Below are 26,460 nucleotides of genomic sequence, written 5' to 3'. Positions count from 1 at the left end.
TAAGAAGCCGGACGATGAACCAAGATTTGATTCATCGTCCGGCTTTCATTTTGGACTGAGAGTTTTTTCCCAGCCTCTTTTATTATCTGAAACTTTCTGGATCGGCAATGACGTTATCGATGCCATCAGGATTGCCTGACCATTTGAATTTATCGTACCAGATGGCATGTTCTTCAGTATCCAATGAATCGATCTGGATACATTCTTCTGGCGACAGATCAAAATCAAAGATATCCGCGTTTTCTTTCATGCGATCAGGATGCGTGGTCTTGGGAATTACAATCAGATCATGTTGAATGGCCCAGCGCAACTCAATCTGGGCAGTTTTTTTTTGATGGGAGTGTGCAATCTTTTCGATGATCGGTTCATGCAAAAGTCGACCATTACCCAATGGCGACCAGGCTTCCATCTGAATGCCATGCTGCTGGCAGAAGTTGACAATGGCTGGTTGGTGAATCTTGGGATTAAACTCGATTTGATTGATGGCCGGCGTAATTTTGGCATGATCCAATAAATCACTCATTCGCTCAACGTTAAAGTTGCAGACACCGATTGCTTTGGCCTGCCCATTTGCATAGATTTTTTCCATGGCCTGCCAGGTCTGATTGTAAAGGTCATTGACCGGCCAGTGCATCAGTAAAAGATCAACATAATCAGTCTGCAGTGCTTTAAGCTGGCCTTCAAATCCTTTGCGTACCCGGTCATAGCTGCCTTGATCGCCATTATAGATCTTGGTGGTTAAAAAAATACTTTGCCGCGTTCGACCGGTTGAATTAAAGACATCTTGCATCCCTTGGCCAACCGCGCTTTCATTGCCATACTGCTTGGCTGTATCTAATAAGACATAGCCATTTGCCAATGCATCACTAACCATTTTTCGGGTGACGTCAAGAGGAGTTTTCCAAACGCCCAGACCGACTTGAGGCATTAAGAGCCCGTTATTTAACTGGATTTTTGGCTGTAGGTTCTGATTCATGTTAATTCATCTCCGTTTTATAATGACTGATTGCAGCCCATTGCTATTATAAAACTGATCGTGCACGTGAAACTAAGAAAAATAAAAAAGCATGGCCACGCTAGCCATGCCATAAATCCAATTATCTAGGCGTTGACCTGTTGCCAGCGCTTGGTCAGAATTGCGTAGATTTGTTCAATATCTTGACTGGTACCGCGCAACTCATAGTCAGCCAAAAATGGTACCTTGAACTCGTAGGAATACTTACGGGCAGTCAGACAGTATTGTTCGTTAAAGTTACGGTTGCCGCTGCCAACGATCCCCAGGCATTTTTTGGTATTGTCGTTTTCAGCGATATATTCGCCTAAGGCATTGGTCATTAGTTCTTTAACGCCCGAATCAAAACCATTGCCGCCATCCAGATAGGTTGGTACAAAGGCAAAGAAGGGCTCGGTTTCAGCAGCTGGTAGCGTCTGGTCGGTAATTTCCTTAAGATTAATGGTAGGCAGCTGCTCGTTAAAACTGTGCTGTTGTTGGGCATAGGCCTGCAGACGAGTTAAAAAAGAGCGAGTATTGCCCTCAATGGAGATAAACAGAATGTTCATATCGTTTGCGTCCTCTTTCTTATTAATAGTCGATAACCTACATTTTAGCTGATTTTCTTAACAGTTGATACTGTCTTTTTCATGAGATTTTATCGATAGGTTTGTTGGATCAATCAAGTTATAATAAATTTAAAGCACTGAAAGGAATGATTTGCCGTGGTTGAAATAGCTATTCATAATTTGACGATTGAGGCGGAAAATGGCAGTCAACTGTCAAATATCGATATGACGCTGCAATCGCCTAATGTTGCTGCTTTTTGCAGTGATGATCCGCTGTTTGGCGAGACACTGTTTGCATTGCTGCGTAAACGTGGCCAGCCAACCAGCGGCACGATTCAAATCAACGGCCAGCCATTAAAAACATTGCGTCATCCTGAAAAGATAATCGGTATGCTGGATGATTTTAAAATAAAGGATCATTGGCTGATTCAAAAGGCCATTCGCCAAGCGCAAAAAAGCAGTGATCATTCGATTGATGATGAGCAGGCTGAACTGATCTTAAAACAGTTTGCTCTTGATGGGCAGCATTCAATCGGTAGCTTGAGTTTGGATCAAAAAATCACGCTGCGAATTATTCTACTGCTGGTTAAACAGCCCAATGTAATTCTGCTTGATCATGCCACGGATCAACTGGCGCTGCGCCATGCCAGAGCAGTTTGGCAACTGTTGCGCAGCTATGCTCAAAAAACCGATGCTCTGATTTTGATGACCAGCAGCAATATAACCACCATGATGAGCTGTGCTGATGATATCTACTACTTTAGCCGCGGTTATCTGACCTCAACGCGTCACCTGCATCCGCGAACCGGCGTTGACTGCGTAATCACGGTTTTTGGGACTGGTTTTCCGATTGAAACGGCGCAAAGACTTGGGGCTCATATCTTAGAAGAGGCCCCTGAAGAAACACGTTTTTTGTATGCCGGCAATATTCAAGCAATCTTGCCATTGCTGGAGCAAAGCACGATCACTGATGTCCGGATAGAGGATGCCACGGTCGAAGACGAATTGATGACCTATTAGATCTAATGAGGTGATTTTTATGAATCGAATCGTATTGATTGGCCAGCGTACCGATAGATTGATTGAGCAGCTGCATGAACGGCTGCCAGAAGCCATCGTTGAACCAAGTTTTCATTTTAAGCTGCAGAGCCAGGATACATTATGCTGGCTGCCCATGGCAAATGATCCAGTTGATCAAGATGTCTATGACCTGGTTGATTTAATTGATGACAGTCATGAGACACCTAAAAAGATCGTTATGCTCTCGATTGCCGGGACTGCCGATGACGCAGCCAAAGAACAGCTAGAATCTTGGTATGGCAAATCAGCGCTCGATACGGTTTTGGCTCATCAGTATGCCATCAAGATGATTGATGAGCTGGAATTTCCATATGTGATCGTACGCTCTTTACCGATTGTTCCACGCGAAACCGCCTTAAAGATCGTTGATGAAGGTCAGCCATTGACGGGACAAGCAGTTGGTTTAAAACAAGCGGCGCAGGTTTTAAAAGCGGCCTTAATGACTGACCGCTATTACAATCAGTCAATTGGTATTGAAGACTAGAATCAAAATGCTTTGATGAGTAGCTGAGTGTCTTGATGCGGTATACTTGTTTTTAAAACTAGTAACATGATTAGACTATCCATTGAAATGGGGGACTCTAAATGACAAGCTTTGAACGCTGGCAAGCTAATCTGAGCAAAATCCAGCTGCCACATTGGGATGAATTGCCTGACCTAGATCTGTATGTTGATCAGGTCGTGGCGCTGGTCAATGATCGTGCTCTGGGACTGGGAATTGCACCGATCACCAAGTCCATGATCAATAACTATGTCAAAAAGGGCATCATCATGGCCCCAGTGAAAAAGAAGTACTCACGCTACCAGCTGGCGGCCGTGATTATGGTTGCCATGCTCAAGGGCAGTTTTTCGATACCTTCAATTCATGAAGGTATCAAGCAGGTGACGATCAACAACTATCCGCAGCAAGCCTATGACCGCTTCGTTGATCTGATGAATGCACGACTGCGTAATGAACCAGCGCCAGCTGACAACCAGCTAGATGCAGTTAATGACCAATTGATCGGTTACGTTGTCGAAACGCTGTTTAATCGCATGCAGGCGGCTGAGCTTTTAAAAAACATGAAAGAAGCACAACAGCCACGTGACGTTAAAAAAGGCTAGTCAAGTTTTTGAGCCAGCTCGGTCAGATAGGCGTGACTCTGCAGCTGTTCTTGGCAATTGCCTTGATCTTTTAGATTGATCTCATAGATGCTGGTGGCATTTGGATTCAATCGTGGCAAAACTTCGCGCCAGTCAATTTTGCCGGTTCCCAAAGTTAGACTGTCATGAGTCTGGCCCATTGAATCAACCAAGTGATAATGAACGATCTGATCCTTAAGATGGCTCAGTGATCCTTGCAGACCAAGGTTGTCGCCATGCAGCCAGATAAAACAATGCGAGGTGTCAAAGGCCAAACGATAATGATGCCTCAAGATCTCGTCTTCCATGACTGGATCACCATAGGAAAAAAACCGGGGCAATCGAATTTTCAAACATAATGTGTTCACCACCGGCCTTAGCGAATCGATCCAACCGATCAAACGCTGCCTGCTGAGCTGTTTGTAGATCGGGATAACAATCGATATATTCAGTCGTTTCCTGAGCATAGGCGCCGTGGATCAGGCATTGGACGTCAAGATCTTTGGCCAATCTGATCAATTGCATCGTAGTATCTTCGATGAATCGGTATAATTTTGGAAACTGCTTTTCAGGAGCTACGATCTCGGCATGGGTCTGACCAAACTTCATCGGATGATGCAGTACGATCTTTTTGACGCCATGACTCAGCACGTACTGAACGGCCTCATATAAATGCTGATAGCCATCGGGCGTGAAGTCGTTGGCATCAGTATAAAATTCGTAAACGTCGGGATGATGCTGCAGTCGATCGTCAATCTGGGCCAGATTACTGCTGCCCTTTAGTCCAAGCAGTATCTTCATTGTTAAATTGCCCTCCTCTTTAAACAAATTATCGTTTTAATTATATGCCAGTTGTGGGGCGTTGCCTTGAATTATGTTTCATTGCTGATCGAGTTTATTATGGTGAAATTAAAAAAATCTTATTTTATCTTGAATTTCTAATTTTAAGGTCCTATAATGGGGCCAACAAATTTGATTACGGAGATGAAATCATGATCCAAGTATTTTCTAAGGCAACGTCTTATCAACGCTATCTGTAAAAGATAGTGGTTGTATTCGTTATGGATGCAGGCACAAAACAGCTTGTATCCGCGGAAGCTTGGCATGATGCCGCCGCGGTTTTACGTGGCGACTGATGATTCATCTGAATGGCCGTCACGAAGCAGCGTGGCGGTTTTTATTTTGGAAAGGATGAATGGCCAATGGAGAAGCAACAGCTAAGAATGACGGAAAGTCTGGGCGTAATCGTTGTTATGTTTTTGATTTTAGGAACCTTGATCATCAAATACAAGATGAGTCCCCAGATTCCGATCCTGTGCGTCTTTACGCTGCTTTTATTTTATGGTCGGTTGCGTGGCTTTGCCTGGGATCAGATTATTGATGGCATTGCTGAAGGGATCAAGCCAGGGATTATTCCGATGATGATCTTTATGATGATCGGCCTGTTGATCAGTACCTGGTTGGCATCGGGCACGATTGCAACGATTATGGTCATCGGTTTTGATTTGATTTCAGTCAAGTTCTTTATTCCCACCGTCTTTTTAACTTGCGGCATTGTAGGAATTATCGTAGGCAATGCCTTTACGACGATTTCGACTTTAGGATTGGCCTTTATGGGGATTGGTCACGTGCTGGGCTTTAGTGATGCCATGACGGCGGGAGCAATCGTTGCCGGCGGCTTTTTGGGCAACAACCTGTCACCATTGTCTGATACTTCCAATTTGACGACCAGTCTGATTGGCAATCGGGTTCCCGAGCACTTGAAAAACACTGCCAAGTCCGCGGTTCCTGCCGCCTTGATTGCTGCTGTCATCTACGCTGTGATTGGTTTTAGAAGTACCAGTGCCGATCTGTCACGCGTTGATGTTATCAGTAAGGCGCTCAAGGCCAGTTTCCATGTTGGGGCCTGGTCGCTGCTGCCAATTTTGGTGCTTTTGATCATGTCGCTGCGGCAGGTGCCAGCAATTCCAACGTTGCTGGCGGGCTCATTTACAGCTTTGGTTTTAGCCAAAATCTGGACGCCGTCGCTGTCATTTGCGCAGATCAGCAATCTATTAATGAACGGTTTTCAGATGCACGGCAGCAAGCTGCTTAATACATTGATGTCTGGCGGCGGGATTGCCCACATGCTTAATTCAATTGCCCTAATTTTATGTGCTCTTTCGATGGGTGGGCTTTTGATGCAATATGGGGTGGTTGATCAATTGCTGCTTGCCTTACAAAAATTGGTGAACACGCCATTTAAGCTGGTCTTGGCAACCATTGTCAGTGGGGTAGCCGTCAACGTAATGATCGGCGAAGAATATCTTTCTGAGATTTTGCCAGGAACGGCCTTTAAATCGGCCTACGAAGAACAGTATCTTTCCAAAAACATGCTGACGCGCTCATTGGTAGCTGGTGGTGCCGACATCAATCCACTGGTACCATGGAGCGTTAGCGGGATCTTTATTGCCGGCACGCTGAGTCTGCATGATTACGGCTACGTTGCCTTTACGCTCTACCCGTTGCTTAACCCATTGGTAACTTTGATTCTGGCGGCATTGTCAGGAAGAAGGCAGCGGAAAAATCAAAAGCAGGCATTGGCTTAATACAAAAAGCGCACCTCGGTTGAGGTGCGCTTTTGTTATTAAAGGTTTTTATCCATGATGAAGGTTAGTTTGGAAAGTTCTAGGCCGTGCATGATCAGCTGGCTCATCAATTCCTTGGTGCGCTTGGCCATTTCAGCAACCATCTCATGCGTCTTTTCGCTTAGTACGTCGCTGGCGGCATTGTTGTCCATGCCCTTGACCAAAGGAGCCGTTTCGTCGATCCACTTGTAGAAATATTGACGGGCATCCTTTAGGTAGTCTAGATCAGCTTGCAGGAACTCAGCGTGATGGCTTTCAACAATCATCGAAAGGGCTCGGTACATCCAGTAGGCACTCTTAAGATTCATATTGAGCTCTTTAGGCGTGTTCTTGTAGCTGGCATCTACGTCAGCCGCATTGCCAAAGAATGGTACGTAAGGCGTAAACGTAGGAATCCCAAAGCTCATCCACATAATCGTAGAGGCCGCTTCTGGCAGATCAGGCCGAACTTGTAGAATATGTGAGTTTTGGGTCCGATTCAACGAGATTGGCCTAAACATGTGCTTTTCTTCGTCAGTACCATGACCCAGCGGATCATAAGGCGTGTTTTGGTAGTGGCTGCTCAAAACTTCTTGAACGTCTTCTAAGGTAATCTTGTGGTCTGCTTTCATAACAAATGGTAGATCAAAGTCCAGTGGGTTCATCTCGACATCTGGATTCAAGACCTTGTGTCCGTACCATTGACGTGGCGTATTGTAGTGCTGGTCAAAGACTGTTGCCGTACCAAAGATGTGCCGGAAGTTCCAGCCATCACGATCAGGATTCAAGTGGTGCTCGTCAACGAATTCGCGAATCGTATCGTCCCACATAAAGTTTTCAGGATCGTTGAAGTCGACTTCTTGAATGGCGATTCGATTGCCGGTTACCGCATAGCAGTCATCGGGAATGCGCTGAGCGACCCAGTGGTGACCGGTGATGATCTCCATGTACCAGACATCGTTTTTGTCACTGAAAATTACGCCATTGCCTTCTGCCGAGCCGTACTTTTTGATCAGCTGGCCCAGGTACCGTACCCCTTCTTTAGCACTGTTGATAAATGGCAGGGTAGCGGCCACGATCAAGTCCTCGTTAATACCGGTATCCTCAACCAATGGATCAAATGCCAAGACGCGCTCGTTGGAATAGGTACTTTCCGTAGCACTCATGCCAACGTTTTTTTCATTAAAACCGCTTTCGTCAAAGACACCTTCCGTTTTGTAGTTGACGTTTGGCGTCCCTTGGTAGCGATAGCCATCAGCAGGACGGTCAACTACGCATTTGTTGAGGTAGGCCTTAACCTGGTTTGGCTGATTATGATATGCCGGATAGGTAACAAAACGCTGTGGGGTCAAGGGACCAAACGTATCGTCATTTCTAGCAGCCATAGTCGAGCCATCGATGGTAGCATTTTTGCCGACCAGAACCGTGGTGCAGGCAGACAGATTTTTCTTCATTTTGCTAAACCTTCTTTTTCTACAAAGATTCCTAATTGTGTTATAAAAACAATTTTAAGCATATTGGCATGGCAGGTCAATTATCCCAGGCGACTCAGCAGGCTTAGAATTCCCAGCATCAATAGATTGATTAAAAGAGCAAAGATCATCGACCAGTAAAATGGCGCCAGCCAGTTCCGCAGCGTTTGGGCAACAAGGGGTCCCGTTGTAAACTGACTGAGAATCAAAGCCGTGATCAAAAAAACTGCCAATAGCATCATCAGTCCCGTGGCCGAATTTTCCAGATCGGCGCTGCTGAGATCAAAGCCGCCAATGGCAATATTGGCAATCAGAATCAGCCATAGAATCAGACGGCCTGCCGTTAGCTGAATTTGTGGAATCTCGGCCTGAGCAATAACGGCCTGCCAGAGTTCAAAAATGCCTGGTACCAGCCACTGAGTCAAACCAATAATTGCCAGAGTACAGCCGACTACCGGCGCAATACCGATAAAGACGTTGCCGACGCGCTGATAGAAGCTGTGCTCGTTCCAGGCATGGTTGACATATCCCAGGGCATTGTCGCCAGGATTGCTGGGATTGGGGATATGCAATAGACGAAAACTGACGATTTGATGGCCAAACAGCAATGCCATTAGCAGATGACTCAATTCATGAATGATTACACCGACGCCGCCAAGGATAATCTGGGCATAAAACCCGCCGATGACAACGGTCAAGACCTTGTTGCGGCGACTGATCAAGACGGTGATGGTCCCCAAAAGCACTGGAATCAATACCAAAAAGAGTGCCAGGGCACCCAGAATTCTAAAATAATTATTCATAATGCTTAGTGCTGCTGCAGATCGGCAAACTGGGCGTGCACCAGTTCAGCCAGATCTTTGGCATTGAGGGCAACGGAACGACCAATCTGACCGGATGAGACGTAGATCGTTTCGCTGGTTTTGGCATCATTATCAATAAAGATGGGGTATTTGTGCTTTTCCCAGATGCCGACGGGCGTGTTGGCACCATGGACGTAACCAGTCGTTTTCAGCAGATCCTTTAGCGGTACCATATCGACTTTTTTGTTGCCAGAAACTCGCGCCAATGCTTTTTCATCAAGATGACTGTCAATGGGTACCACGCCAACCAATGGTCCAGTCGTAGGTCCTTTCAAAACCAGTGTCTTATAGATGAGGTGCTCGTCAATGCCCAGATGATCAACCTTTAGTGATCGCACGTCACCATCTTCAACCGTGGGGAAAATCACTTGTTGATAAGGCACGTGGTTTTTATCTAAAATTTGTTCGACTTGTGTTTTTTTGATGCGTTGCTTTTTTTTGCTCATAAACTTCTCCTTGTGATTAAAGTACCGGCCAGCTGATTATTATAACAGTAAGCTTATTATGCCATGTTTTACCATGAATTGATAACGGGATGAAGTAGGGCCCAATTATAGATTGAGTCTTAAAATTTGCGGCTTTCACAAATCTGGGACGGACCAATCAATCGAAAAATAGTAACCAATTATCAAGAGATTTGATATACTATGAACTGATTTAGATATTAACAGTTAAGACAGGGTCGATGAACCGATCGAGGGGTAATGACATGGCAGACTTAGTATACCGCTCAGTAATGCGCGATATAAAACATAAGATACTCAATGGCGATTATGCGAATATGAAACTTCCCGATGAACGTACCCTCAGCAGCAGCTATGCAGTAAGCCGAAGTTCCATTAAACGGGCCTTGGGTATTCTGGCGCAGCAGGGTATCATCTTTAAAAAACGCGGCTCGGGAACCTTTATCAACCCGCTCTACTTAAAAAATCAAGCAATGTTTCGCTATGAGGGCAGCAACCTGGGAATCACCGACAGCTTTAAGCTTGATGGCAAAGAGCAGGGCATCAAGCTTTTAAATTATCAGGTCGTGCCTGCCAGTCAAGAGATTCAGCAGGATCTGTTTTTAAATGACAATGATTTTGTTTATCAGATTAAGCGTCTGCGTTTGATTGATGATCAGCCGTTCATGATCGAGACAGGCTATATTCCAATCAAAATCATGCCGACGCTTTCGCCAGCCGTGGTAGAAGGATCGATTTTCAATTATTTAGAAGAATCGCAAAATAAGACTGTGACGCGTTCGTTTATGACGATTTCGGTCGCGCCTTCCAGTGAAGAGGACCGAAAAGAACTGCATCTTGCACCGACGGAACCTGTTGGCGTAATGGAAGGGGTCTTTTTCCTGGATGATGGAACGCCGTTTGAGGTCTCAAATATGCGCGTGCATTATCAATATATGAAATACAATACTTTTGTCAATCTTAACCAGGATTAGAGGGATTAATTTGATTAAGGCAATCGCTGTCGATATGGACGGTACCTTTCTAAACTCGCAAAGCACGTTTGATCGACCATTATTTGAAAAGGTCTATGCTCAGCTGCAGACAAAAAATGTTGAGTTTGTCGTTGCCAGCGGTAATCCAATCTATCAGCTGGTTGAAAGACGCTTCCCCAAAGAAGCCGAGGGAATGGCCTTCGTTGCCGAAAATGGCGTTGAGCTGATCGATCGTGGTCAAGAGATTTATTGCGGTCGCTTTACTGAAGAACAGGTCGCTACCTTGGTTGACTTTTTTCGCTCAATTCCAGGTGGACATCTGATTATTTCCGGTCGGCATCATGCATTTGCGTTCGTTGATGAGGATCCGATTTTTGTCAAGCGCGTCCAGTCGCACTACATTCATATGAAAAAAATTCAATCATTAGCTGAAATTGATGATCAGGTAGTCAAGTTTATGATGGATGTTCCGCCCAAAGAAACCCGGAACTGGATGGATGAGGTTATCAATCGCTTTGGCGACATCGTGCATCCAGTTTCAAGCGGCTATGGCAACATGGATCTGATTATTCCCGGACTGGATAAGGCAACCGGCTTGAAACGATTGTTGGATGAACGGGGCTGGCAGCCCAGTCAGCTGATGGCATTTGGCGATGGTCAAAACGACGCTACCATGCTCAAACTGGCTGGCGAAAGCTATGCAATGGCCAAAAGTGCTCCTGAAGCTATTGCAGCGGCTAAATTTCGCTGTGGCAGCAATGATGAGAATGGTGTCTTAAACAAGATCATCGAACGATTTGATATGAATGTTTAGACAAATTAATAGCAGTATTAAAGAGGCTGGGAATTAACTTAACCTCTTAACTACGTATGGATAATAATACCTTAGCGCAGTAGCTGGCTAGCAGTTTAAACACTGATAAATCAGCATTTGACCGACCTAGCCATCCTTGCGGAGGTTCGAAGGCAAACTCCGAAAATCGGTTGCAAGCTAATTTTCGGAGTTTTTTCTCACTCTCTTTTTCGTTTCTTAGTAAAAATTTAGAGCGAAAAACCCGCCTTTTTTAAAGAAATTCTGCTAAAATTTGGGTGTTCAATCAATTGAGGCAGCTTTGGTAAAGCCTTTTATAGCAAAGGCTGAATTGGATTTTTGATAATTGGACCGTATCAATTTTCAAAAAGGTTGACTTTTAGAAAAAATCCTATATCATAGATAGCGTAAATTGATTGAGGTTTACGAGACGTTATAGTCAGAACGTAGTTATTTTATTTAAGGAGTGTAATATCGATGGCAGTAAATTACGATTCCAAGGAATACTTGGAAACTGTTGACGCTTACTGGCGGGCAGCCAACTACCTTTCTGTTGGTACGCTGTTCCTGATGCACAACCCACTGCTGCGTCGCGAACTGAAGCCTTCCGACGTTAAGCCAAAGCCAATTGGTCACTGGGGTACGATTGTTCCTCAAAACTTCATTTATGCACACTTGAACCGTGTTATCAAGAAGTACAATGTAAACATGTTCTACATTGAAGGTTCAGGTCACGGTGGCCAAGTTATGGTCAACAACTCTTACCTGGACGGTTCCTACACGGAAATCTACCCAGAAATCACCCAAGACGAAGCTGGTATGGCTAAGCTGTTCAAGCACTTCTCCTTCCCAGGTGGTACTGCTTCACACGCTGCTCCTGAAACGCCAGGTTCGCTGCACGAAGGTGGGGAACTGGGTTACTCCCTGTCCCACGGTGTAGGTGCAATTCTGGACAACCCAGACCAAATTGCAGCTGTTGAAATTGGTGACGGTGAAGCCGAAACTGGTCCTCTGGCCGCTTCTTGGTTCTCTGACAAGTTCATCAACCCAATCAAGGATGGTGCTGTTCTGCCTATCCTGCAAATCAACGGTTTCAAGATCTCCAACCCAACGATCCTGGCTCGTATGAGCGACGAAGAACTTACTAAGTACTTTGAAGGTATGGGCTGGAAGCCATACTTCGTTTCTGCTTACAACGGCGAAGGCTTTGATGGCTACAAGGACACCATGGAAATTCACGAAGAAATGGCTAAGACGATGGATGCTGCTATCGAAGACATCCTGGCTATCCAAAAGCACGCTCGTGAAACTGGTGACGACTCCATGCCACAATGGCCAATGGTAATCCTGCGTGCACCTAAGGGTTGGACTGGTCCTAAGAAGGACTTGGATGGCAACCCAATCGAAAACTCTTTCCGTGCTCACCAAATTCCAATTCCAGTCGCACAAGACGACATGGAACACAAGGACATGCTGATCAACTGGCTGAAGTCCTACAAGCCGGAAGAACTGTTTGACGAAAACGGTGCTCCAGTTGCCAAGGTTACGGCTAACACGCCAGAAGGCAACAAGCGGATGGCTATGAACCCAATCACTAACGGTGGTTTGGATCCTAAGCCACTGGTAATGCCAGACTACCGCAAGTACGCTGTTGACGTACAAGGTCACGGTGTCGTTAAGAAGCAAGACATGATTGAATGGGGCAAGTACCTGGACGAAATGTTCCAACTGAACCCAGACAACTTCCGTGGCTTCGGTCCTGACGAATCCAAGTCCAACCGTCTGTACGCTGTTTTGGACAACGACAAGCGTCAATGGATGGAAGACATCCACGAACCAAACGACGAAGACCTGGCACGTCAAGGTCGGATGATTGACTCACAACTTTCTGAACACCAAGCAGAAGGTTGGCTGGAAGGTTACACGCTGACTGGTCGTCACGGTTTCTTCGCTACTTACGAATCATTCGGTCGTGTCGTTGACTCCATGCTGACTCAACACCTGAAGTGGATGCGTAAGGCTAAGGAACAATACTGGCGTCATGACTACCCAGCATTGAACTTTGTTGACACTTCTACGGTATTCCAACAAGACCACAACGGTTACACTCACCAAGATCCAGGTCTGTTGACTCACCTGTACGAAAAGGAACGTGCTGACCTGGTTAAGGAATACCTGCCAGCCGACACTAACGAACTGCTGGCTGTATCCGACAAGGCCTTCAACGACCGCGAATGCATCAACGTCTTCGTTACGTCCAAGCACCCACGTCTGCAATGGTTCTCCATCGACGAAGCCACTAACATCGTTAACCACGGTCTGGGCTACGTTGACTGGGCATCTACTGACCAAGGCGCAGAACCAGATGTTGTCTTCGTATCTGCTGGTACGGAACCAACTGAAGAAGCTCTGGCAGCTATCGACATTCTGCACGACAACTTCCCAGAACTGAAGATTCGTTACATTAACGTTGTTGAAATCATGAAGCTGATGACGCCTGACAAGAACGCTGAAGGTCTGACTGATGAAGAATTTGACCGTTACTTCACGGCCGACAAGCCAGTTATCTTCGCATGGCACGGCTTCCGTGACATGATTCAAAGCCTGTTCTTTGACCGTCACAACCACAACGTTCACATTCACAGCTACCAAGAAAATGGTGACATCACGACGCCATTTGACATGCGTGTGCTGAACGAACTTGACCGGTTCCACCTGGCTAAGGATGCTATCTTGAGCGTACCTGGTTACGAACAAAAGGCTGCTGCCTTCGTAAACGAAATGGACAACATGGTTGACAAGCACAACCACTACATCCGTACTGAAGGTAAGGACCTGCCAGAAGTTGAAGACTGGACTTGGAAGGGTCTGAAGTAATTTAACTTCGCTTGACTAAAACCTTAATATGAAAACCGTCCGATTCATTTGAGTCGGGCGGTTTTTGTTTTTACAGTTCCATGCGAAAACCGTTAAGCAGATCTCGTAAAATTGGATTGATTGAAGTCTGCCCATTAATTTTGATGGTTTTAAATTTTTTTAATTTATAATGGTTGATTAGCATCAATTTATTTTTAATTGCCGATCAGTCGTTCGAAATAATGACGCCATCTTGATTAATATCAATTTTTATTGAGACAAATAAGAATATACTGTTATTATACGTTAGTTGCTAGTTTGTAACATTCCCATGACTTCTAAATTATGGGTCAGCATAATTGCCTCAATGTTCATTTGCAGACCACTCAGACTACGAGTAAGTGTATGTTCAATGCCCTGTCGCGTTAGATCAGCAAAGCAGCTCTTAATTCGGCGTCGAATTTTTTTGAGTTGCCGGCTGTCGTGTTGTTTGGCGAACCGCATATTGGAACGGTATGGCGTCCATAGCTGATAGCCCATTTGCGAAAAAATATGCTGGAGCTTTTTACCAACATAACCCACATCGGCAATGACAAAAGGACATGGACAATTCTCGATAACTTCTGGAGCAGCCTTAGCGTCATGAATTGAGGCTGGAGTAAGTTCATAGTTAAGAATCAGTCCTTGCGTATCCGTAACCACGTGTACCTTGAAGCCGTAATAATACTTTTGTTTGGTAGCGTTGTATCCAATATCCGCAAAGCATTGGAACAAAATCGCCCGAAACTTGCGGTGATCTTGACACAGCGGCAATGGGAAGCTGTCAATAATGGCGATATCGCCATAACTGGACATCTCGATTAGGCCAGAGCGAATTGACTGGAAAATAGGAATCAGATTTTTACAGCGACGCATAAACCGAGAATAATCCAACATTGGCAGAGAAGGCATTACGTCACTGACCAACTGGCAGAATTTCCGCCAAGTTGCGACCTGGTACTGAACCTTCAAGCACATTAATGCCAGCAAAGCAGCATCAGACAGCTTGGAGTTTTCAATATTTCGACGCTCCAGGTATTTTCTGGATGCATAACGCTTAAGCAAATGGACTCATCATTAAGCGACAGCGACTGAATTTGATTTGAAAATCATGACGATAAAGCTTAAACTGAAAGTGGTTCAACATAGCTAAGACTCCTTTTTGTTTTTTGTCACTTATGAGTCTAACTATGTTGGGCTTTTTTTTGTTAAATATTACGAACTAGCAATTCGCATGTTATTACCAACTTAAAGGGGCGACCAATATGACAGATCACATTCACCATCATCAGCATCTCTGCGTTTCCACCGTACCGCTGTTTAATCAGCTGGCCTTGTCTGATCAGCAAAAAGTTGAAAGTTTGGTACGGCGTTATCGTTTTAGTCGTGGTGATCAGATTTTGGCACCAGGTGAAAAAGGGCAGATGATCATTGTTGAAAGTGGCGCCGTTAAGATCTACCAGCTTTCATTATCAGGACAAGAGCATATGTTGAGAATGCTGGCAGCCGGCGAGCATGAAGGTGAGGCATGGCTGTTTGGCATCGAAAACGTCGATACTTTTGCCCAAGCTGAGCGTACCTCTGAGATTTGTACCATTTCATATGAAGATTTTGCTCAACTGTTAAATCAATATCCGTCCATTGCGATGCGACTTTTACAGCTGACCTTAAAGAAAAATCGTCAGTTGGCTGCTCAAAACCATCTTTTGGGATTGGATTCGATTGAAGAGCGGCTTAAGGATTATTTAAAAGAAGAAATGCAGGTTCAGCACTCACGTGAATTTACCTTACCGATGAAATTAAAGGACCTGGCAACCTATCTTGGTACTACGCCCGAGACTATTTCACGCAAGATTCAAGTGCTTGAGCGGCAAGGGTTAATCAGACATTCGGTACGTAAGATTCAGATTCTGGCTGATTTTTAGGGTGAATCAGCAGGCGGCTAAATTTTGCCAGTCACAAAAGAATCGCCGGTTTAGCAAACTTAACCGTTGATTTTTTAGACAATTCCCGTAGTAATACTTATGCAACCGCTTAAATAATGGTGGAAATACAAATGATAACGGTTTATAATATACGAAGTTAATATATGTCAAACGGTTGACATTTAGAGAATTGATGAGGGGGACAAAAATTATGCCACAAATCATTAAAGGGATTGCCGCCAGTGACGGTATTGGAATTGCCAAGGCATACCTGTTGATCGATCCAGACCTTAGTTTTGAAAAGAAAAAGATTAATGATCCAGTCGCCGAATACGATCGGGTAGAAAAAGCCTTTAGTGCTTCAATTGCCGATCTGGCCACCATCAAGCAGAACGCCAAGAGCCGCTTGAGTGATGAGGAGCTGGAAGTCTTTGATGCCCATATTGCCATCTTGTCCGACCCAGAAATGAAGAGTCAGATCAAAGATGAAATTGAAAGTCAGCACGTTTCCGCCGAAGAAGCCATGACAGACGTGACGACTGATTTTGCCAACGTCTTGGCCGCTATGACCGACAACAAGTACATGCAGGAACGGGCCGCTGACGTGAAGGACGTTGCCAAGCGGGCACTGAGTCATCTGCTGGGCAAGCAGCTGCCAGACATCGCCTCCATCAGCGAGCCGGTCGTAATCATTGCCAAGGAGATCACCCCATCCGATACCTCGCAGATGGATGCCAAATTCGTCAAGGGGCTGGCAACTGATCTGGGCGGCCGGACCAGTCACGCGGCCATCATGGCACGGACGCTGCGGATTCCAGCCGTGGTAGGCTCCGAAAACGTTACGAGTTCGGTTAAGAGTGGCGACATGGTAATCGTTGACGGTCTGCACGGCAACATCATCATTGATCCAAGCCAGGCTGAGATCGATGAGTACCAAAAGAAGGCCACGGCATTTGAAAAAGAGCGTGCCGAATGGGCCAAATTAGTGGACGCCCCATCCGCTTCAAAAGACGGCAAGCACTTTGAGATCGCGGCCAACATTGGGACTCCCGATGACGTGGCGGATGCCGTTAAGCAGGGTGCCGATGGGGTCGGTCTGTTCCGATCCGAATTCCTGTACATGAGCAGCGACCATCTCCCAACCGAAGACGAGCAGTTTGAAGCCTACAAGAAGGCCGTTGTTGGCATGAAGGGCAAGCCGGTTGTCGTGCGGACGCTGGATATCGGTGGTGACAAGCCGTTGGATTACCTGCCGCTGCCAGAGGAAATGAATCCGTTCCTGGGCTATCGGGCAATTCGAATCTGCCTGCACCGCCCAGACATCTTCAAGACGCAATTGCGGGCCTTGATTCGGGCTTCCGAGTTCGGTCCGGTTGAGATCATGTTCCCAATGATCGCCACGCTGGCTGAACTGCGTCAGGCTAAGTCAATCTACCAGGAATGCAAGGACGAGCTGCAAAAGGATCATCCCGGCCTAGGCGACAACGTCAAGATCGGGATGATGATCGAAGTGCCGCTGGCTGCCCTGTACGCCGATCAATTGGCCAAAGAGGTCGACTTCTTCAGTATCGGGACCAACGACCTGATTCAGTACTGCTTTGCGGCTGACCGTGGCAACGATGCCGTCTCCTACCTGTACCAGCCATTGAACCCCGCCTTTTTGCGGCTGATCAAGCACGTGATTGACGCCGCTCACGCCAACAACACCAAGGCGGCCATGTGTGGTGAAATGGCCGGTGATCAGCTGGCTATGCCATTATTGCTGGGCATGGGGCTGGATGAGTATTCCATGAGTGCCAGCTCGATTCTGCGGACGCGGAGCATGATGAAGGATCTGGACACTAAGGAATGTGCCAAGTGGGCCAACGACGCCATCAACCTATGCTACACGGCAGATGAGGTTGAGGAAATGGTAAAGACACGGCTCGGCTTGAACCTGGATTAAATATAACTGCACAAAAAAGACATGTTTCCGAACTGGAGACATGTCTTTTTATTGTGAGTAAATAATTGTTATTTTTGCGTACGAGCCACCATAACGTCAGGCTTGGCAACGCGAATTACATAGCCGGTAACCGAGCCTAAAACGATCCGCTCAAAAGCTGATAGGCCAGTTGAGCCGATTACGATCAAGTCATTGTTGTGGTCCTTAGGAAAGTCGCGGCCAATTACCTGCTTGGGATTACCAAAGCGAACATGGATGGCAACGTCGGTTACACCGGCATCGATTGCTTTTTGTTTGAGATCTTCCAAGCGTTCTTGCGTCGTTTTCACCAGGTCATAGGTCTGATCCGGTGAAAGTGAGCTGGCTGGTGCATAGCCATCAGAAAGCTGCGTTACCTGCACGACGTTTAAGATGTCTAAGTGAGCATCGCAGGTTTTAGCCATGGCAATGCCTTTTTCCAAAACTTGTGCCGTAACTTTTGAGCCGTCAACTGGTACTAAAATGTTGTGATATTGTCCGTCTGCCATTATTTTCCCTCCTGAATCTTGTTAGTTTAAGTATACAATATTTTTGGCCGGCAATCGGCAGAGTAATTGAGGTTTACAGCGCTTTCTAGTAGAATGGTCTTGTTGCCAAGCAAATTATGAGGAGAATTTTTAAAATGAAGAAAGTATCGAACAATGTCGTCAAAGTGATTGCCATTTCTACGGTTACGATGCTGATTGCGCTGACCTTGGAGCTGCTGATGTATCACCAGCATGGCACGTCACTGGTCAGCAGCACGGTTTTATGGCGAGCAGGGCTGATCGTTGCCCTTTCGGTGGTCGTTGACTTTTTAGCGGCCCTGGATTGGCGATTTGACGGTTATGTAACGGTATTGGTGATGCTCTACTATGCAGCTGCTGACTGGGGAGCCTTCGAGGTGGTGCGGCCCAAGGCTTCCGTATACGGGATATTCGTTCAGGTACTGGCAATTCTGGGGATTATTTTATGCATTGCTGGGATCTGGTATGGTATGAAGCAGCGTCACTACTACTCAATTCAAGAAATCAACAAAATGGGGCGATAAGCAATGGAATTAACGGTTAATGACTATCTGGCCCAGCTTGATAAGGCAAAAACGCAAACTGATTTAACCCATGCAGTCGGTATTCAACAGGCTGACATCCTTACAAAAGGGCTGCAGTTCGTGATCGACCAGCTTGATGCCGGCTATCTGGCTCGCTATGTCTGGCAAGTTGCCATGCCAACCGGCGATCCGCTTGAAGTCGCTTTAGAAACCAATTTGATCAATATTCCAATGGCTGAGGCTATCCGTCTTGATCCCAAGCTTTTGGAAGGCAATGATGCTAAGCCGGTTAATCTGTACATGGTAGCTTCAGGAGCCGATTTGAATGCTTCAGAGCTACGGATTGATCAGTTGGCCTCTGCTGAAGAACTGAATGATTCAGTTAAGACTTTGGTTGAAAAGATGCAGACCTGGATTGCCAAACAGCTGGCCCAAACTAACGAGCATCGTGCCGCCAAGGCAACCGAATAGTTTGCATGCAGGCTTTAAATGTGCTATTCTAGCCATTGCGATGAGTCGAGAGGTCAGGCAGCCGACCCTTGTTTGGCTGCCCCGCGCGAGCGGAAATGACATTTCGAGCGAAGCCCATAACTTGCCGGATTGCAAGGGGCTTGGCAATGGCGAAAGTGGACGTTCGCTGTTAGCCTGAGATAGTATCAATACGCAGAAAGACCGTCGAAGGAGAAATCCTTCGGCGGTCTTTTATTTTGCCATTTAGTGAGCTAGGTAGATCTGTTCATCAATCAGGTCAAATGAATGCAGATGCTCATTGACTTTTTGCAACTCGGCATCTTGAGTGAGCTGGGCGTTTTGCCAGAATTTAGCCGAATTGGTAGCCCCGTTCTTTTCGCCAATCACCAACAGCTTGACTTCAGGATAATCGTTGCGCAGCAGTTGCAGGACTTCCCAGTCGATCTCCACTTTGTCTGGTGACCAGGACATAATGACGTAATCAACCTGGCTGCCGTATTTTTTAATGGCAGTTAAGGCGTCCAATGGCTCAATGGTAGTCACGGGATGCTTGCCGGTCTCGTTTTCATGAGTCCAGTCAGTACTGTCGGTGGCATAGATTGTCTGTGCTGGCCTTAGATTTCTCAGCCCACCTGAAATATAGCCATTGCCAGCCATGATCTCAAGCGTTGGTCGACCGTGTAGATATTCAGAAAGAGCTTTGATGTATGGTGCATTGACATAAGACCACATGCCATAGGTTTCTTCCAGATAGTCGCGGTAGTCTCGCAACAGCTGATCCAGTTTGGGCAAGGCAGCAACGTAGCGGTCCCAGAGCTGATCGCCTTCTGGATTACCTTGTGGATACTGCTCATTAACCTTTTGAAAGATGATGTCTTGAATATTGTCTGGCAGCATAAGTTTAGGCAATGGCTGGGGTAAAAGACCGTTTTTAATCAAGCGGTCGCTTTCCAAGGCGTTATTGATCAAAAACTTGATCTGCGGAAAGTCTTCAAACAGATCGCGATAGGCCATCAGCTGTTCGATATAGGGCTGCTTTTTAACGACTTTGTGGGCTTTTTTGACTTGTTTTTTGAGTTTCTTTAATTGTTTAGGATTCATTGAAAGCTCCTTAAAACTTGAGATTCAGCTGTTCCTGCTTGCCGTAGAAGGTATCGGTCTCGTTGCGATGGTTGCGTCCCTGCAGATAGCCATTAATCAACTGGAAAATCTCATAACGGTCCTGGCTGGTTAAAACGGTGTTCTCAAACAGCAAGTCTTGGTTTGAGAAAAACATCTTGGCCAAATCATGTTCATCACGTTCCGTTTTGCCGCACAGGTAGTCCATGCTGACATCGAAAAACTCGGCTAATTTGCGGGCCTCAATATATGAAGGGGTCCGAATGCCACGTTCCCAGTTGCCGATCTGAGATGGCGTGTTGGGTTTTTCATCGGGTCCCAGGTGTTCGTTCAACGCTTGGGCAAGTTCTTTTAAGGTGATTTTTTGACCCCGTCTTAGGGCACGAAGACGTTCTGGAAACATACGCTCACTTCCTAGGTTAATTTCTTATGATTATTTTATCATTGATTGAGTAACGGAGAGTGTAAAAAAATTTCGACAATCAAAATAAAATCTGCTAAACTGTTAGTCATTGTGATTTTGAGTAAAAGAGGGATTTTATTTTGCAAAAACAACCCAAGAAGCATCATTGGCTGCGCTGGCTGATTGGCCTGGCAGTTACGCTTTTGATTGTGATTTTTGCTGCTGGGGGCTATTTCTTTCATGTAGCAATGGTACCAGGGCACAAGGACTTCATTAGCAGCAATACCAAAATCGTTAAAAGCGATCCATTATACAAGCAGAAAAAATGGTTTCAAGACGTACATAAGACACGTTGGACGATTAAGTCGGCAACCGGTAATTATCGTTTGGATGCCTGGTATGTACCAGCTGAAAAAAAGACCAACAAGAGCGTTTTGATTGCACATGGCTTTATGGGTAACAAAGATCAAATGGGGGCCTATGCCGCGCTTTTTCATCAACTAGGCTATAATGTCCTGGTTCCTGATGCCAGAGCCCAGGGACAAAGCCAAGGTAAATACATCGGCTATGGCTGGCCAGAACGCTATGATGAGCGTAAATGGATCAATAAGCTGATCAAATACAATGGTCAAGACAGTCAAATCGTAATGTTTGGCGTCAGCATGGGTGGGGCGACAACCATGATGACCAGTGGCATCAAGCTGCCTCATCAAGTCAAAGCCTTTGTAGAAGACTGCGGCTATTCCAGCTTGGCCGCCGAGATTGACTATGAGGCTCAGAATTTTTATCACTTGCCGTGGCTGGTACGCAAGCCTTTGGAAGGGTCATTGAGCATTATTAATCGTGTTGCCAATGGCTTTTATCTACATGATGCCAGCTCAACGGCAATGCTGAAGCAAAATCATCGCCCAATGCTGTTTATTCATGGAGCTGATGATGATTTCGTGCCAACGCGGATGGTATATCAAAACTATCAAGCAACTCGTGGTCCTAAGCAGCTTTGGGTCGTTAAAGGCGCAGCCCATGCTAAGTCGTTTGCCACGCATCCCAAATCCTACCAAAAACACGTCCAGAAATTTTTGGATCAATACGTAAAATAGGAAAACCCCAATGATCGGTGCAGAGATCATTGGGGTTTTTTGACTGTTCATAAAAAATCCCTGCCTCGTAAAGAGACAAGGATTAATCGTAACTAAAACTCGTGATCGTTATCTTGTGGCTTACGGCCCAACATCACGGCAACTCCCATGGCAATGTTGTAGATTAAAAGTACTAGAGCCAGCAGCAGTGCAAAAGCTGCCAGAATGCTGAACAAGCCGCCTAAATGAGCCAGATTCTGCATGTTGGCTGCTCCAATGATTACAAAAATCGCAATCATGTACAGCAAGGGGAAAATCTGGCTCCAGAAGGCCTTAACAGCGCTTTTACGCACCTCGTTGAAGCCTTGGTATTTTGCGATAATCCAGACGATCAATGGGAAGATGACCGGTAAAAAGAAAATGCTGAAGTAGGCTAGCGCGCTAACGATTCGCTGACCGAATTTGTTATCCATGAATTGGAATCCTCCAAATATTTTCTTTAATTATATCGAATCTGCTATGGTAGGGCAAATGTGATAATCTGTATTAAAATAATACTTATTATCAATATTGACCAATCGCGAGCCGTTAATGTAATCTGATGAACGCTGGTCCGCGCGCGATCCTCAACGTAGCCGTGTGATTCCATAGCCTGCGCCAGTTGGTCCGACCAGGTGATGGCATGCAGGATTGCCTTGAAATAAAGCGTTGGTGACCACCAAGACAGATTGATGCCCCGCATTTGACCAGCCGCGCGAATCGTTTTAACCGCCATTTTAATCCGTGGAATCAGATTGACGGCTGCCAGCGTTCCATAAGCAAACTTGCTGGGCAGATGCAGATTTTGTTCCAAAGAGCGGGTGAGCTCCAGTGGACTGGTGGTCTGCGTAATAGCCGCGCCGGTAAAAACGTAGACATAGATTCGTGAAAACAGCACCCAGGCATAAAAATAGTCATGGCCGGGACTGAACCAGGCAATCGTGATAAATACTGCGACTGCTGGAAATAACGGCATTAAAAACAGCCAGCCAAACAAGCGGGGCCGAATGCGCTTAGTCAAAAGATAGATTATGGCAACGGCAACTAAGACCAGATTGATCGTTAAATGGCGCGTAAACGAGACTTCTAAGGCAATGATCAGCACCAACAACAGTTTAAAACTTGGATTCATTTAAAATTCCTCCCGATAGCTGAGCTGACAGTCTGCCAGTTTTACGTGCCGATCAATCAGCTTTTCCAGGCCCTCCAGCTGATGGCTGATAATGATCATTGTTTGCGGGTAGACTTTTTGGCTGGTCTTGATCAGATCAACGACATTGTGCAGCGAATGAAGATCAAGGCCGCTAAAAGGCTCATCCAACAGCAGAACTGGCTGTCCCATCATCAGCATTAAAAGCAGCTGCAGCTTTTTTTGCTGACCGCCAGAAAGCGAGTAGACCACGCGATCCTGCAATTTGCTCAAGCCAAGCAACCTAAGTGCCGCGGTCAGGTGTTCGTCATCAAAATAAGGATTTTGGCCTTTTTTTAGACTCAGCGCCAATTCTTCTTTAACCGTCACGCTAAGAAACTGGTCGACGGCATGCTGGAAAACATAGCCGACCTGTTGAGCATAGCGGTGCGGCTTGTTTTTTTGACTGTCCTTACCATCATAGGAGATTATTCCCTGATAGGACGCCAGGTGAGTAATGGCCTTAAATAATGAAGATTTTCCAGTTCCGGTCGCACCAGTCAGCAGCGTTGTTCGATTTTTAAAAAAGGAGAAGTCGTTTGCAGTGATCAGCTTTTCATTGCCATGCTCAATCACCACGTTTTTGAGGGTTAGAATCGGCTGGTCGCTGGCAGTCGGCAGTTTGACATGGTGGACTGTGGCGGCCAGCTGATCGGCTGATTTAAGCAGCGCATCACTGGCAGCAGCGTCAAGCAACTGCGCATGCTGATTTTCAAAATGAATGATCTGTTTAGCCAAGCCGCGATAGCCATGCAGATCGTGATCAGCAACGATAATCGTTTTGTGATACTTTTCCTGCAGTAAGGTCAGCTGGTGGATCAACAAGCTCCGATTATGGTTGTCGATGCTGGCAAATGGTTCGTCCAACAGCAGAATATCAGTATCCATCGCGACTAAAACGGCTAAAGCGGCCCGCTGCTGCTCACCGCCTGACATCGTGGTTAATTGGCGATCGCGTAGGTACTCAATGCCGCAGAATTTTAGGGCATGCTCAATGCGGGCGGGCATTTCGCTGGATGGCAGCTGGAGATTTTCCAAGGCAAATTCTAATTCATGCTGTGGCGTATCAAGCGCGAACTGCATCCCAGGATCCTGAAACATCATGGCAGCCGTTAAGCCATCAGGCAGCTGAAGTTTTCCTTGCAGGATCTTGCCTCCGTATTTGGGCAAAAGTCCAGCCAACAGGCGCATCAAAGTAGATTTACCACTGCCAGAAGCCCCGTAAAAAAGCGTCCAGGAATTAACCGGGATTGTCAGCGTAACGTCTTTTAACGTCGTGTGCTTTGGCGTATATGCAAAAGTCAGATTGTCGATTGCCAAGTGAGTCATCAGTCGTTAAATTCCTCGCGTTTCATGACGTGCGAGCGTTCCAGCAACCGTTCGATCAGCATTACCAAAACGCCGCAGAAGAAGAACATTGAAAGCAGCCGGCCACTAAAGTAGTAGACATTTTTGAAGCCAAACTTGTTGTAGCCATTGCGGAACCAGTCCCAGGCAAACGTAACGATTGTCGTGGTAATGGTCGTTGCAACTGCTCCCAGCCAGTCATAGTGCTTGTATCCGGTCAACGTAAAGCCCAGTTCGCTGGCAATTCCTTGGACGGCGCCAGAAATCAGGTTGGCAGCTCCCCATTGATCGCCAATCAGGGCTTCACCAGCGGCACCTAAAAACTCGCCAAGGAAAGGTGCACCAGGTTTTTTCAGCATAAATCCCGCCATCGGACCGGCCATGCACCAAAGCCCCATGGTTAGATCGTTACCCATCATTGGCAGCTTGAGCGGCGTAAAGACAATGGTCAGTGCGTTGTACATAAAGGCGGCTGCCCAGTAGATCACCCCAAAGATGATACCGACCAGTGCCAGCAAAATGATGTCGCGCAGATGAAACTTATTATTTTTTTTGGCCATAAATGACCCTCCTAATGATTGAAAATTTCAATCACCTGTCCAAAAGAAAACCCACCATGGAAAAATCCACAGTGGGGCTGATTACAACAGATTATTTACCGTATCTCCCTTCGCTGGCATTAACCAGAGCAGGTTCAATGGGTATTATCTCAGCCGTATGGCACCCCAGACATGAATGATTGATCGTTCTCATCTTACAAAATAACTTGGTATTGTGCAAGTCGTCGCAAATTTTATCGTTGTTTAATTCGAACTTAATGCGTTACTTTTGATCGGTTGAATTGATTTTAATCAAGTTTCCTTAAAATCAGTATCCACAGGGTGATAATCATTTGATTAGCTTAGACACAATATATCGCATCTGAGACATAATTTGACCACCAGATGTCGTGGTAGAATGACGTTATTGAGTTGTGAAGATTAATAAGAGGGAGGATTATGAGTAAAAATCAAAAAGGTATTCTGCTGATCAATCTTGGTACGCCCAGTGATCCAAGCGTACCAGCCGTTACCAAGTTTTTACGCCGCTTTTTGAGTGATCGTCGGGTGATTCATATGTTGCCACTGCTTTGGCAGCCGATTTTAAATCTAATGGTGCTGCCCAAGTATGCGCCTAAATCAGCAGCCAATTATGAAAGACTGTGGTCATCAGGAATTGGATCACCGCTTTTGCATTACACGCAGCGTCAGGCTCAATTACTGGCTAAGCGTCTGCCAGAATATACGGTCTGCTATGCCATGAGCTATAGTCAGCCATTGATTGGTGCCGTTTTAAAGGAGTTTGAGTTTCAAGGTATCACTGATTTGACGATTATTCCGTTGTATCCACAATATTCAACAACGACCACGGCTTCGGTCCAAGATGATGTTGCGCGTTTCTACAAGGATCGAAAAACGGTTCCGGAAATTAGATTTGTCAGCGACTACAGCAGCTTTTGGCCGTATATCAAAGCATTATCGAATAAACTGCAAAAAGCCATCCTTAAAGTGAACCCGGATGCAATCGTCTTTTCATATCATGGGATTCCACTCAGCTACCAAAAGGCCGGTGACCCGTATGCACAACGCTGCCGCCAGACGACGATGGCGGTAATTGAGCGATTGGGCCTGTCGATTCCATACTTTCAGTCCTATGAATCGCGCTTTGGACCAGCAGAATGGCTGAAACCGGCCACCAAGGATCTTTTAACAGAATTGCCTAAACAAGGATATCAAAAGGTTTTGGTAGTAGCACCAAGTTTTGTCTCAGATTGCCTGGAGACGATTCAAGAATTGGGTGAAGAGAACCGCGATGCCTTTTTAACAGCGGGAGGTCGCGAGTATCAGCTCCTACCGGCTTTAAATGATGATCCAGAATGGATTGAGGCACTGGCGCAATTAACGCTTTTAAACGCGGTAATGCCGGCTCAGAACACGGCTATGGATCTGCCATCAGCCTATCTGCAGACAGAATAGATCAAGACGCCT

26 protein-coding genes, 1 pseudogene and 1 riboswitch are annotated in these 26,460 nt (G+C 46.0%); of the genes and pseudogenes, 13 read left to right on the top strand and 14 right to left on the bottom strand.

Annotated elements, in window-relative coordinates; translation table 11 throughout:
• Positions 1–82: 82 nt before the first annotated feature.
• The gene (locus QOS03_RS06185; RefSeq protein WP_283575741.1) at positions 83–976 is read right to left on the bottom strand and encodes an aldo/keto reductase; all 894 of its coding nucleotides are present in this window, start codon (positions 974–976) and stop codon (positions 83–85) included.
• Positions 977–1,101: 125 nt separating this feature from the next.
• Positions 1,102–1,560 carry a class Ib ribonucleoside-diphosphate reductase assembly flavoprotein NrdI gene (gene nrdI, locus QOS03_RS06180; protein WP_283575740.1) on the bottom strand — a complete coding sequence of 153 codons (459 nt, stop codon included), beginning with the start codon at positions 1,558–1,560 and terminating at the stop codon, positions 1,102–1,104.
• A gap of 156 nt (positions 1,561–1,716) precedes the next feature.
• Between nrdI and QOS03_RS06175 the strand changes: the two genes are divergently transcribed.
• From QOS03_RS06175 to QOS03_RS06165, 3 genes are all read left to right on the top strand, one after another.
• Complete coding sequence (locus QOS03_RS06175; RefSeq protein WP_283575739.1) at positions 1,717–2,580, top strand: ATP-binding cassette domain-containing protein; 864 nt, start codon at positions 1,717–1,719, stop codon at positions 2,578–2,580.
• A 19-nt stretch (positions 2,581–2,599) separates the two neighbouring features.
• Entirely contained in the window at positions 2,600–3,124 is a 525-nt protein-coding gene (locus tag QOS03_RS06170; protein ID WP_169461634.1) for a saccharopine dehydrogenase related protein, read from the top strand.
• Positions 3,125–3,225: 101 nt separating this feature from the next.
• On the top strand, positions 3,226–3,744 hold the full coding sequence (locus QOS03_RS06165; RefSeq protein WP_169461635.1) for a DUF1836 domain-containing protein: 519 nt from the start codon (positions 3,226–3,228) through the stop codon (positions 3,742–3,744).
• On the opposite strand, the pseudogene QOS03_RS06160 reads toward QOS03_RS06165, so the two are convergent.
• Positions 3,741–4,563, bottom strand: a pseudogene (locus QOS03_RS06160) (sugar phosphate isomerase/epimerase family protein). The gene QOS03_RS06165 and the pseudogene QOS03_RS06160 overlap by 4 nt on opposite strands.
• Positions 4,564–4,964: 401 nt before the next feature.
• Between QOS03_RS06160 and QOS03_RS06155 the strand changes: the two are divergent.
• Complete coding sequence (locus tag QOS03_RS06155) at positions 4,965–6,350, top strand: Na+/H+ antiporter NhaC family protein (RefSeq protein ID WP_283575738.1); 1,386 nt, start codon at positions 4,965–4,967, stop codon at positions 6,348–6,350.
• A 38-nt stretch (positions 6,351–6,388) separates the two neighbouring features.
• Here the strand turns inward: QOS03_RS06155 and QOS03_RS06150 are convergent, their stop codons facing one another.
• The 3 genes from QOS03_RS06150 to ybaK form a co-directional block, all read right to left on the bottom strand.
• The gene (locus QOS03_RS06150; protein ID WP_283575737.1) at positions 6,389–7,822 is read right to left on the bottom strand and encodes a C69 family dipeptidase; all 1,434 of its coding nucleotides are present in this window, start codon (positions 7,820–7,822) and stop codon (positions 6,389–6,391) included.
• A gap of 80 nt (positions 7,823–7,902) precedes the next feature.
• Positions 7,903–8,643, bottom strand: coding sequence for a hypothetical protein (locus QOS03_RS06145; protein ID WP_283575736.1), 741 nt, complete (start codon positions 8,641–8,643; stop codon positions 7,903–7,905).
• Between the two features lie 5 nt (positions 8,644–8,648).
• Positions 8,649–9,149, bottom strand: coding sequence for a Cys-tRNA(Pro) deacylase (gene ybaK / locus QOS03_RS06140; protein ID WP_272208846.1), 501 nt, complete (start codon positions 9,147–9,149; stop codon positions 8,649–8,651).
• Positions 9,150–9,412: 263 nt separating this feature from the next.
• On the opposite strand from ybaK, the gene QOS03_RS06135 reads away from it, so the two are divergent.
• The 3 genes from QOS03_RS06135 to QOS03_RS06125 all read left to right on the top strand — a co-directional run bounded on the left by QOS03_RS06135 (position 9,413) and on the right by QOS03_RS06125 (position 13,829).
• Positions 9,413–10,141: a GntR family transcriptional regulator gene (locus QOS03_RS06135; RefSeq protein WP_283575735.1), complete on the top strand. Its 729-nt coding sequence runs from the start codon at positions 9,413–9,415 to the stop codon at positions 10,139–10,141.
• A 10-nt stretch (positions 10,142–10,151) separates the two neighbouring features.
• Positions 10,152–10,955, top strand: coding sequence for a Cof-type HAD-IIB family hydrolase (locus tag QOS03_RS06130; protein ID WP_272215444.1), 804 nt, complete (start codon positions 10,152–10,154; stop codon positions 10,953–10,955).
• 474 nt (positions 10,956–11,429) lie between these two features.
• Positions 11,430–13,829, top strand: a complete 2,400-nt coding sequence (locus QOS03_RS06125; RefSeq protein ID WP_283575733.1) for a phosphoketolase family protein — start codon at positions 11,430–11,432, stop codon at positions 13,827–13,829.
• A 285-nt stretch (positions 13,830–14,114) separates the two neighbouring features.
• On the opposite strand, the gene QOS03_RS06120 is transcribed toward QOS03_RS06125, so the two are convergent.
• Complete coding sequence (locus tag QOS03_RS06120; RefSeq protein WP_283575732.1) at positions 14,115–14,912, bottom strand: IS982 family transposase; 798 nt, start codon at positions 14,910–14,912, stop codon at positions 14,115–14,117.
• Between the two features lie 200 nt (positions 14,913–15,112).
• On the opposite strand from QOS03_RS06120, the gene QOS03_RS06115 reads away from it, so the two are divergent.
• The gene (locus QOS03_RS06115; protein ID WP_283575731.1) at positions 15,113–15,772 is read left to right on the top strand and encodes a Crp/Fnr family transcriptional regulator; all 660 of its coding nucleotides are present in this window, start codon (positions 15,113–15,115) and stop codon (positions 15,770–15,772) included.
• A 211-nt stretch (positions 15,773–15,983) separates the two neighbouring features.
• Entirely contained in the window at positions 15,984–17,717 is a 1,734-nt protein-coding gene (ptsP, locus tag QOS03_RS06110; protein ID WP_283575730.1) for a phosphoenolpyruvate--protein phosphotransferase, read from the top strand.
• Between the two features lie 68 nt (positions 17,718–17,785).
• Here ptsP and QOS03_RS06105 read toward each other — a convergent pair whose 3' ends face one another.
• Positions 17,786–18,244 carry a universal stress protein gene (locus QOS03_RS06105; RefSeq protein WP_169461645.1) on the bottom strand — a complete coding sequence of 153 codons (459 nt, stop codon included), beginning with the start codon at positions 18,242–18,244 and terminating at the stop codon, positions 17,786–17,788.
• Between the two features lie 134 nt (positions 18,245–18,378).
• Between QOS03_RS06105 and QOS03_RS06100 the strand changes: the two genes are divergently transcribed.
• Entirely contained in the window at positions 18,379–18,786 is a 408-nt protein-coding gene (locus QOS03_RS06100; RefSeq protein ID WP_272215436.1) for a hypothetical protein, read from the top strand.
• 3 nt (positions 18,787–18,789) lie between these two features.
• Positions 18,790–19,257 carry a hypothetical protein gene (locus QOS03_RS06095; RefSeq protein WP_283575729.1) on the top strand — a complete coding sequence of 156 codons (468 nt, stop codon included), beginning with the start codon at positions 18,790–18,792 and terminating at the stop codon, positions 19,255–19,257.
• A gap of 243 nt (positions 19,258–19,500) precedes the next feature.
• On the opposite strand, the gene QOS03_RS06090 is transcribed toward QOS03_RS06095, so the two are convergent.
• Together QOS03_RS06090 and QOS03_RS06085 are read right to left on the bottom strand one after the other, a co-directional pair.
• Positions 19,501–20,358, bottom strand: coding sequence for an SAM-dependent methyltransferase (locus QOS03_RS06090; RefSeq protein ID WP_283575728.1), 858 nt, complete (start codon positions 20,356–20,358; stop codon positions 19,501–19,503).
• A gap of 10 nt (positions 20,359–20,368) precedes the next feature.
• Entirely contained in the window at positions 20,369–20,779 is a 411-nt protein-coding gene (locus QOS03_RS06085; protein WP_283575727.1) for a helix-turn-helix domain-containing protein, read from the bottom strand.
• 140 nt (positions 20,780–20,919) lie between these two features.
• Between QOS03_RS06085 and QOS03_RS06080 the strand changes: the two genes are divergently transcribed.
• Positions 20,920–21,879, top strand: a complete 960-nt coding sequence (locus tag QOS03_RS06080; protein WP_283575726.1) for an alpha/beta hydrolase — start codon at positions 20,920–20,922, stop codon at positions 21,877–21,879.
• 92 nt (positions 21,880–21,971) lie between these two features.
• Here QOS03_RS06080 and QOS03_RS06075 read toward each other — a convergent pair whose 3' ends face one another.
• The 4 genes from QOS03_RS06075 to QOS03_RS06060 are packed head-to-tail and all read right to left on the bottom strand — an operon-like array spanning position 21,972 to position 24,993.
• Positions 21,972–22,331 carry a DUF4870 domain-containing protein gene (locus tag QOS03_RS06075; protein ID WP_283575724.1) on the bottom strand — a complete coding sequence of 120 codons (360 nt, stop codon included), beginning with the start codon at positions 22,329–22,331 and terminating at the stop codon, positions 21,972–21,974.
• Between the two features lie 44 nt (positions 22,332–22,375).
• Positions 22,376–23,029 carry an energy-coupling factor transporter transmembrane component T family protein gene (locus tag QOS03_RS06070; protein ID WP_006500778.1) on the bottom strand — a complete coding sequence of 218 codons (654 nt, stop codon included), beginning with the start codon at positions 23,027–23,029 and terminating at the stop codon, positions 22,376–22,378.
• On the bottom strand, positions 23,030–24,415 hold the full coding sequence (locus QOS03_RS06065; protein WP_283575723.1) for an ATP-binding cassette domain-containing protein: 1,386 nt from the start codon (positions 24,413–24,415) through the stop codon (positions 23,030–23,032). It lies immediately after the preceding gene.
• Positions 24,415–24,993, bottom strand: coding sequence for an ECF transporter S component (locus tag QOS03_RS06060; protein ID WP_169461653.1), 579 nt, complete (start codon positions 24,991–24,993; stop codon positions 24,415–24,417). The genes QOS03_RS06065 and QOS03_RS06060 overlap by 1 nt, the downstream gene beginning before the upstream one ends.
• 88 nt (positions 24,994–25,081) lie before the next feature.
• A riboswitch (TPP riboswitch) is annotated at positions 25,082–25,171 on the bottom strand.
• Between the two features lie 260 nt (positions 25,172–25,431).
• On the opposite strand from QOS03_RS06060, the gene hemH reads away from it, so the two are divergent.
• Entirely contained in the window at positions 25,432–26,448 is a 1,017-nt protein-coding gene (gene hemH / locus QOS03_RS06055) for a ferrochelatase (RefSeq protein WP_283575722.1), read from the top strand.
• The last annotated feature ends 12 nt before the right edge of the window (positions 26,449–26,460 follow it).

It is taken from the genome of Limosilactobacillus pulli (assembly GCF_947381555.1).
GTDB classification, from domain to species: domain Bacteria; phylum Bacillota; class Bacilli; order Lactobacillales; family Lactobacillaceae; genus Limosilactobacillus; species Limosilactobacillus pulli.
Note: the sequence above shows the minus strand (reverse complement) of the source record. Positions and strands in the feature narration are given on the sequence as shown.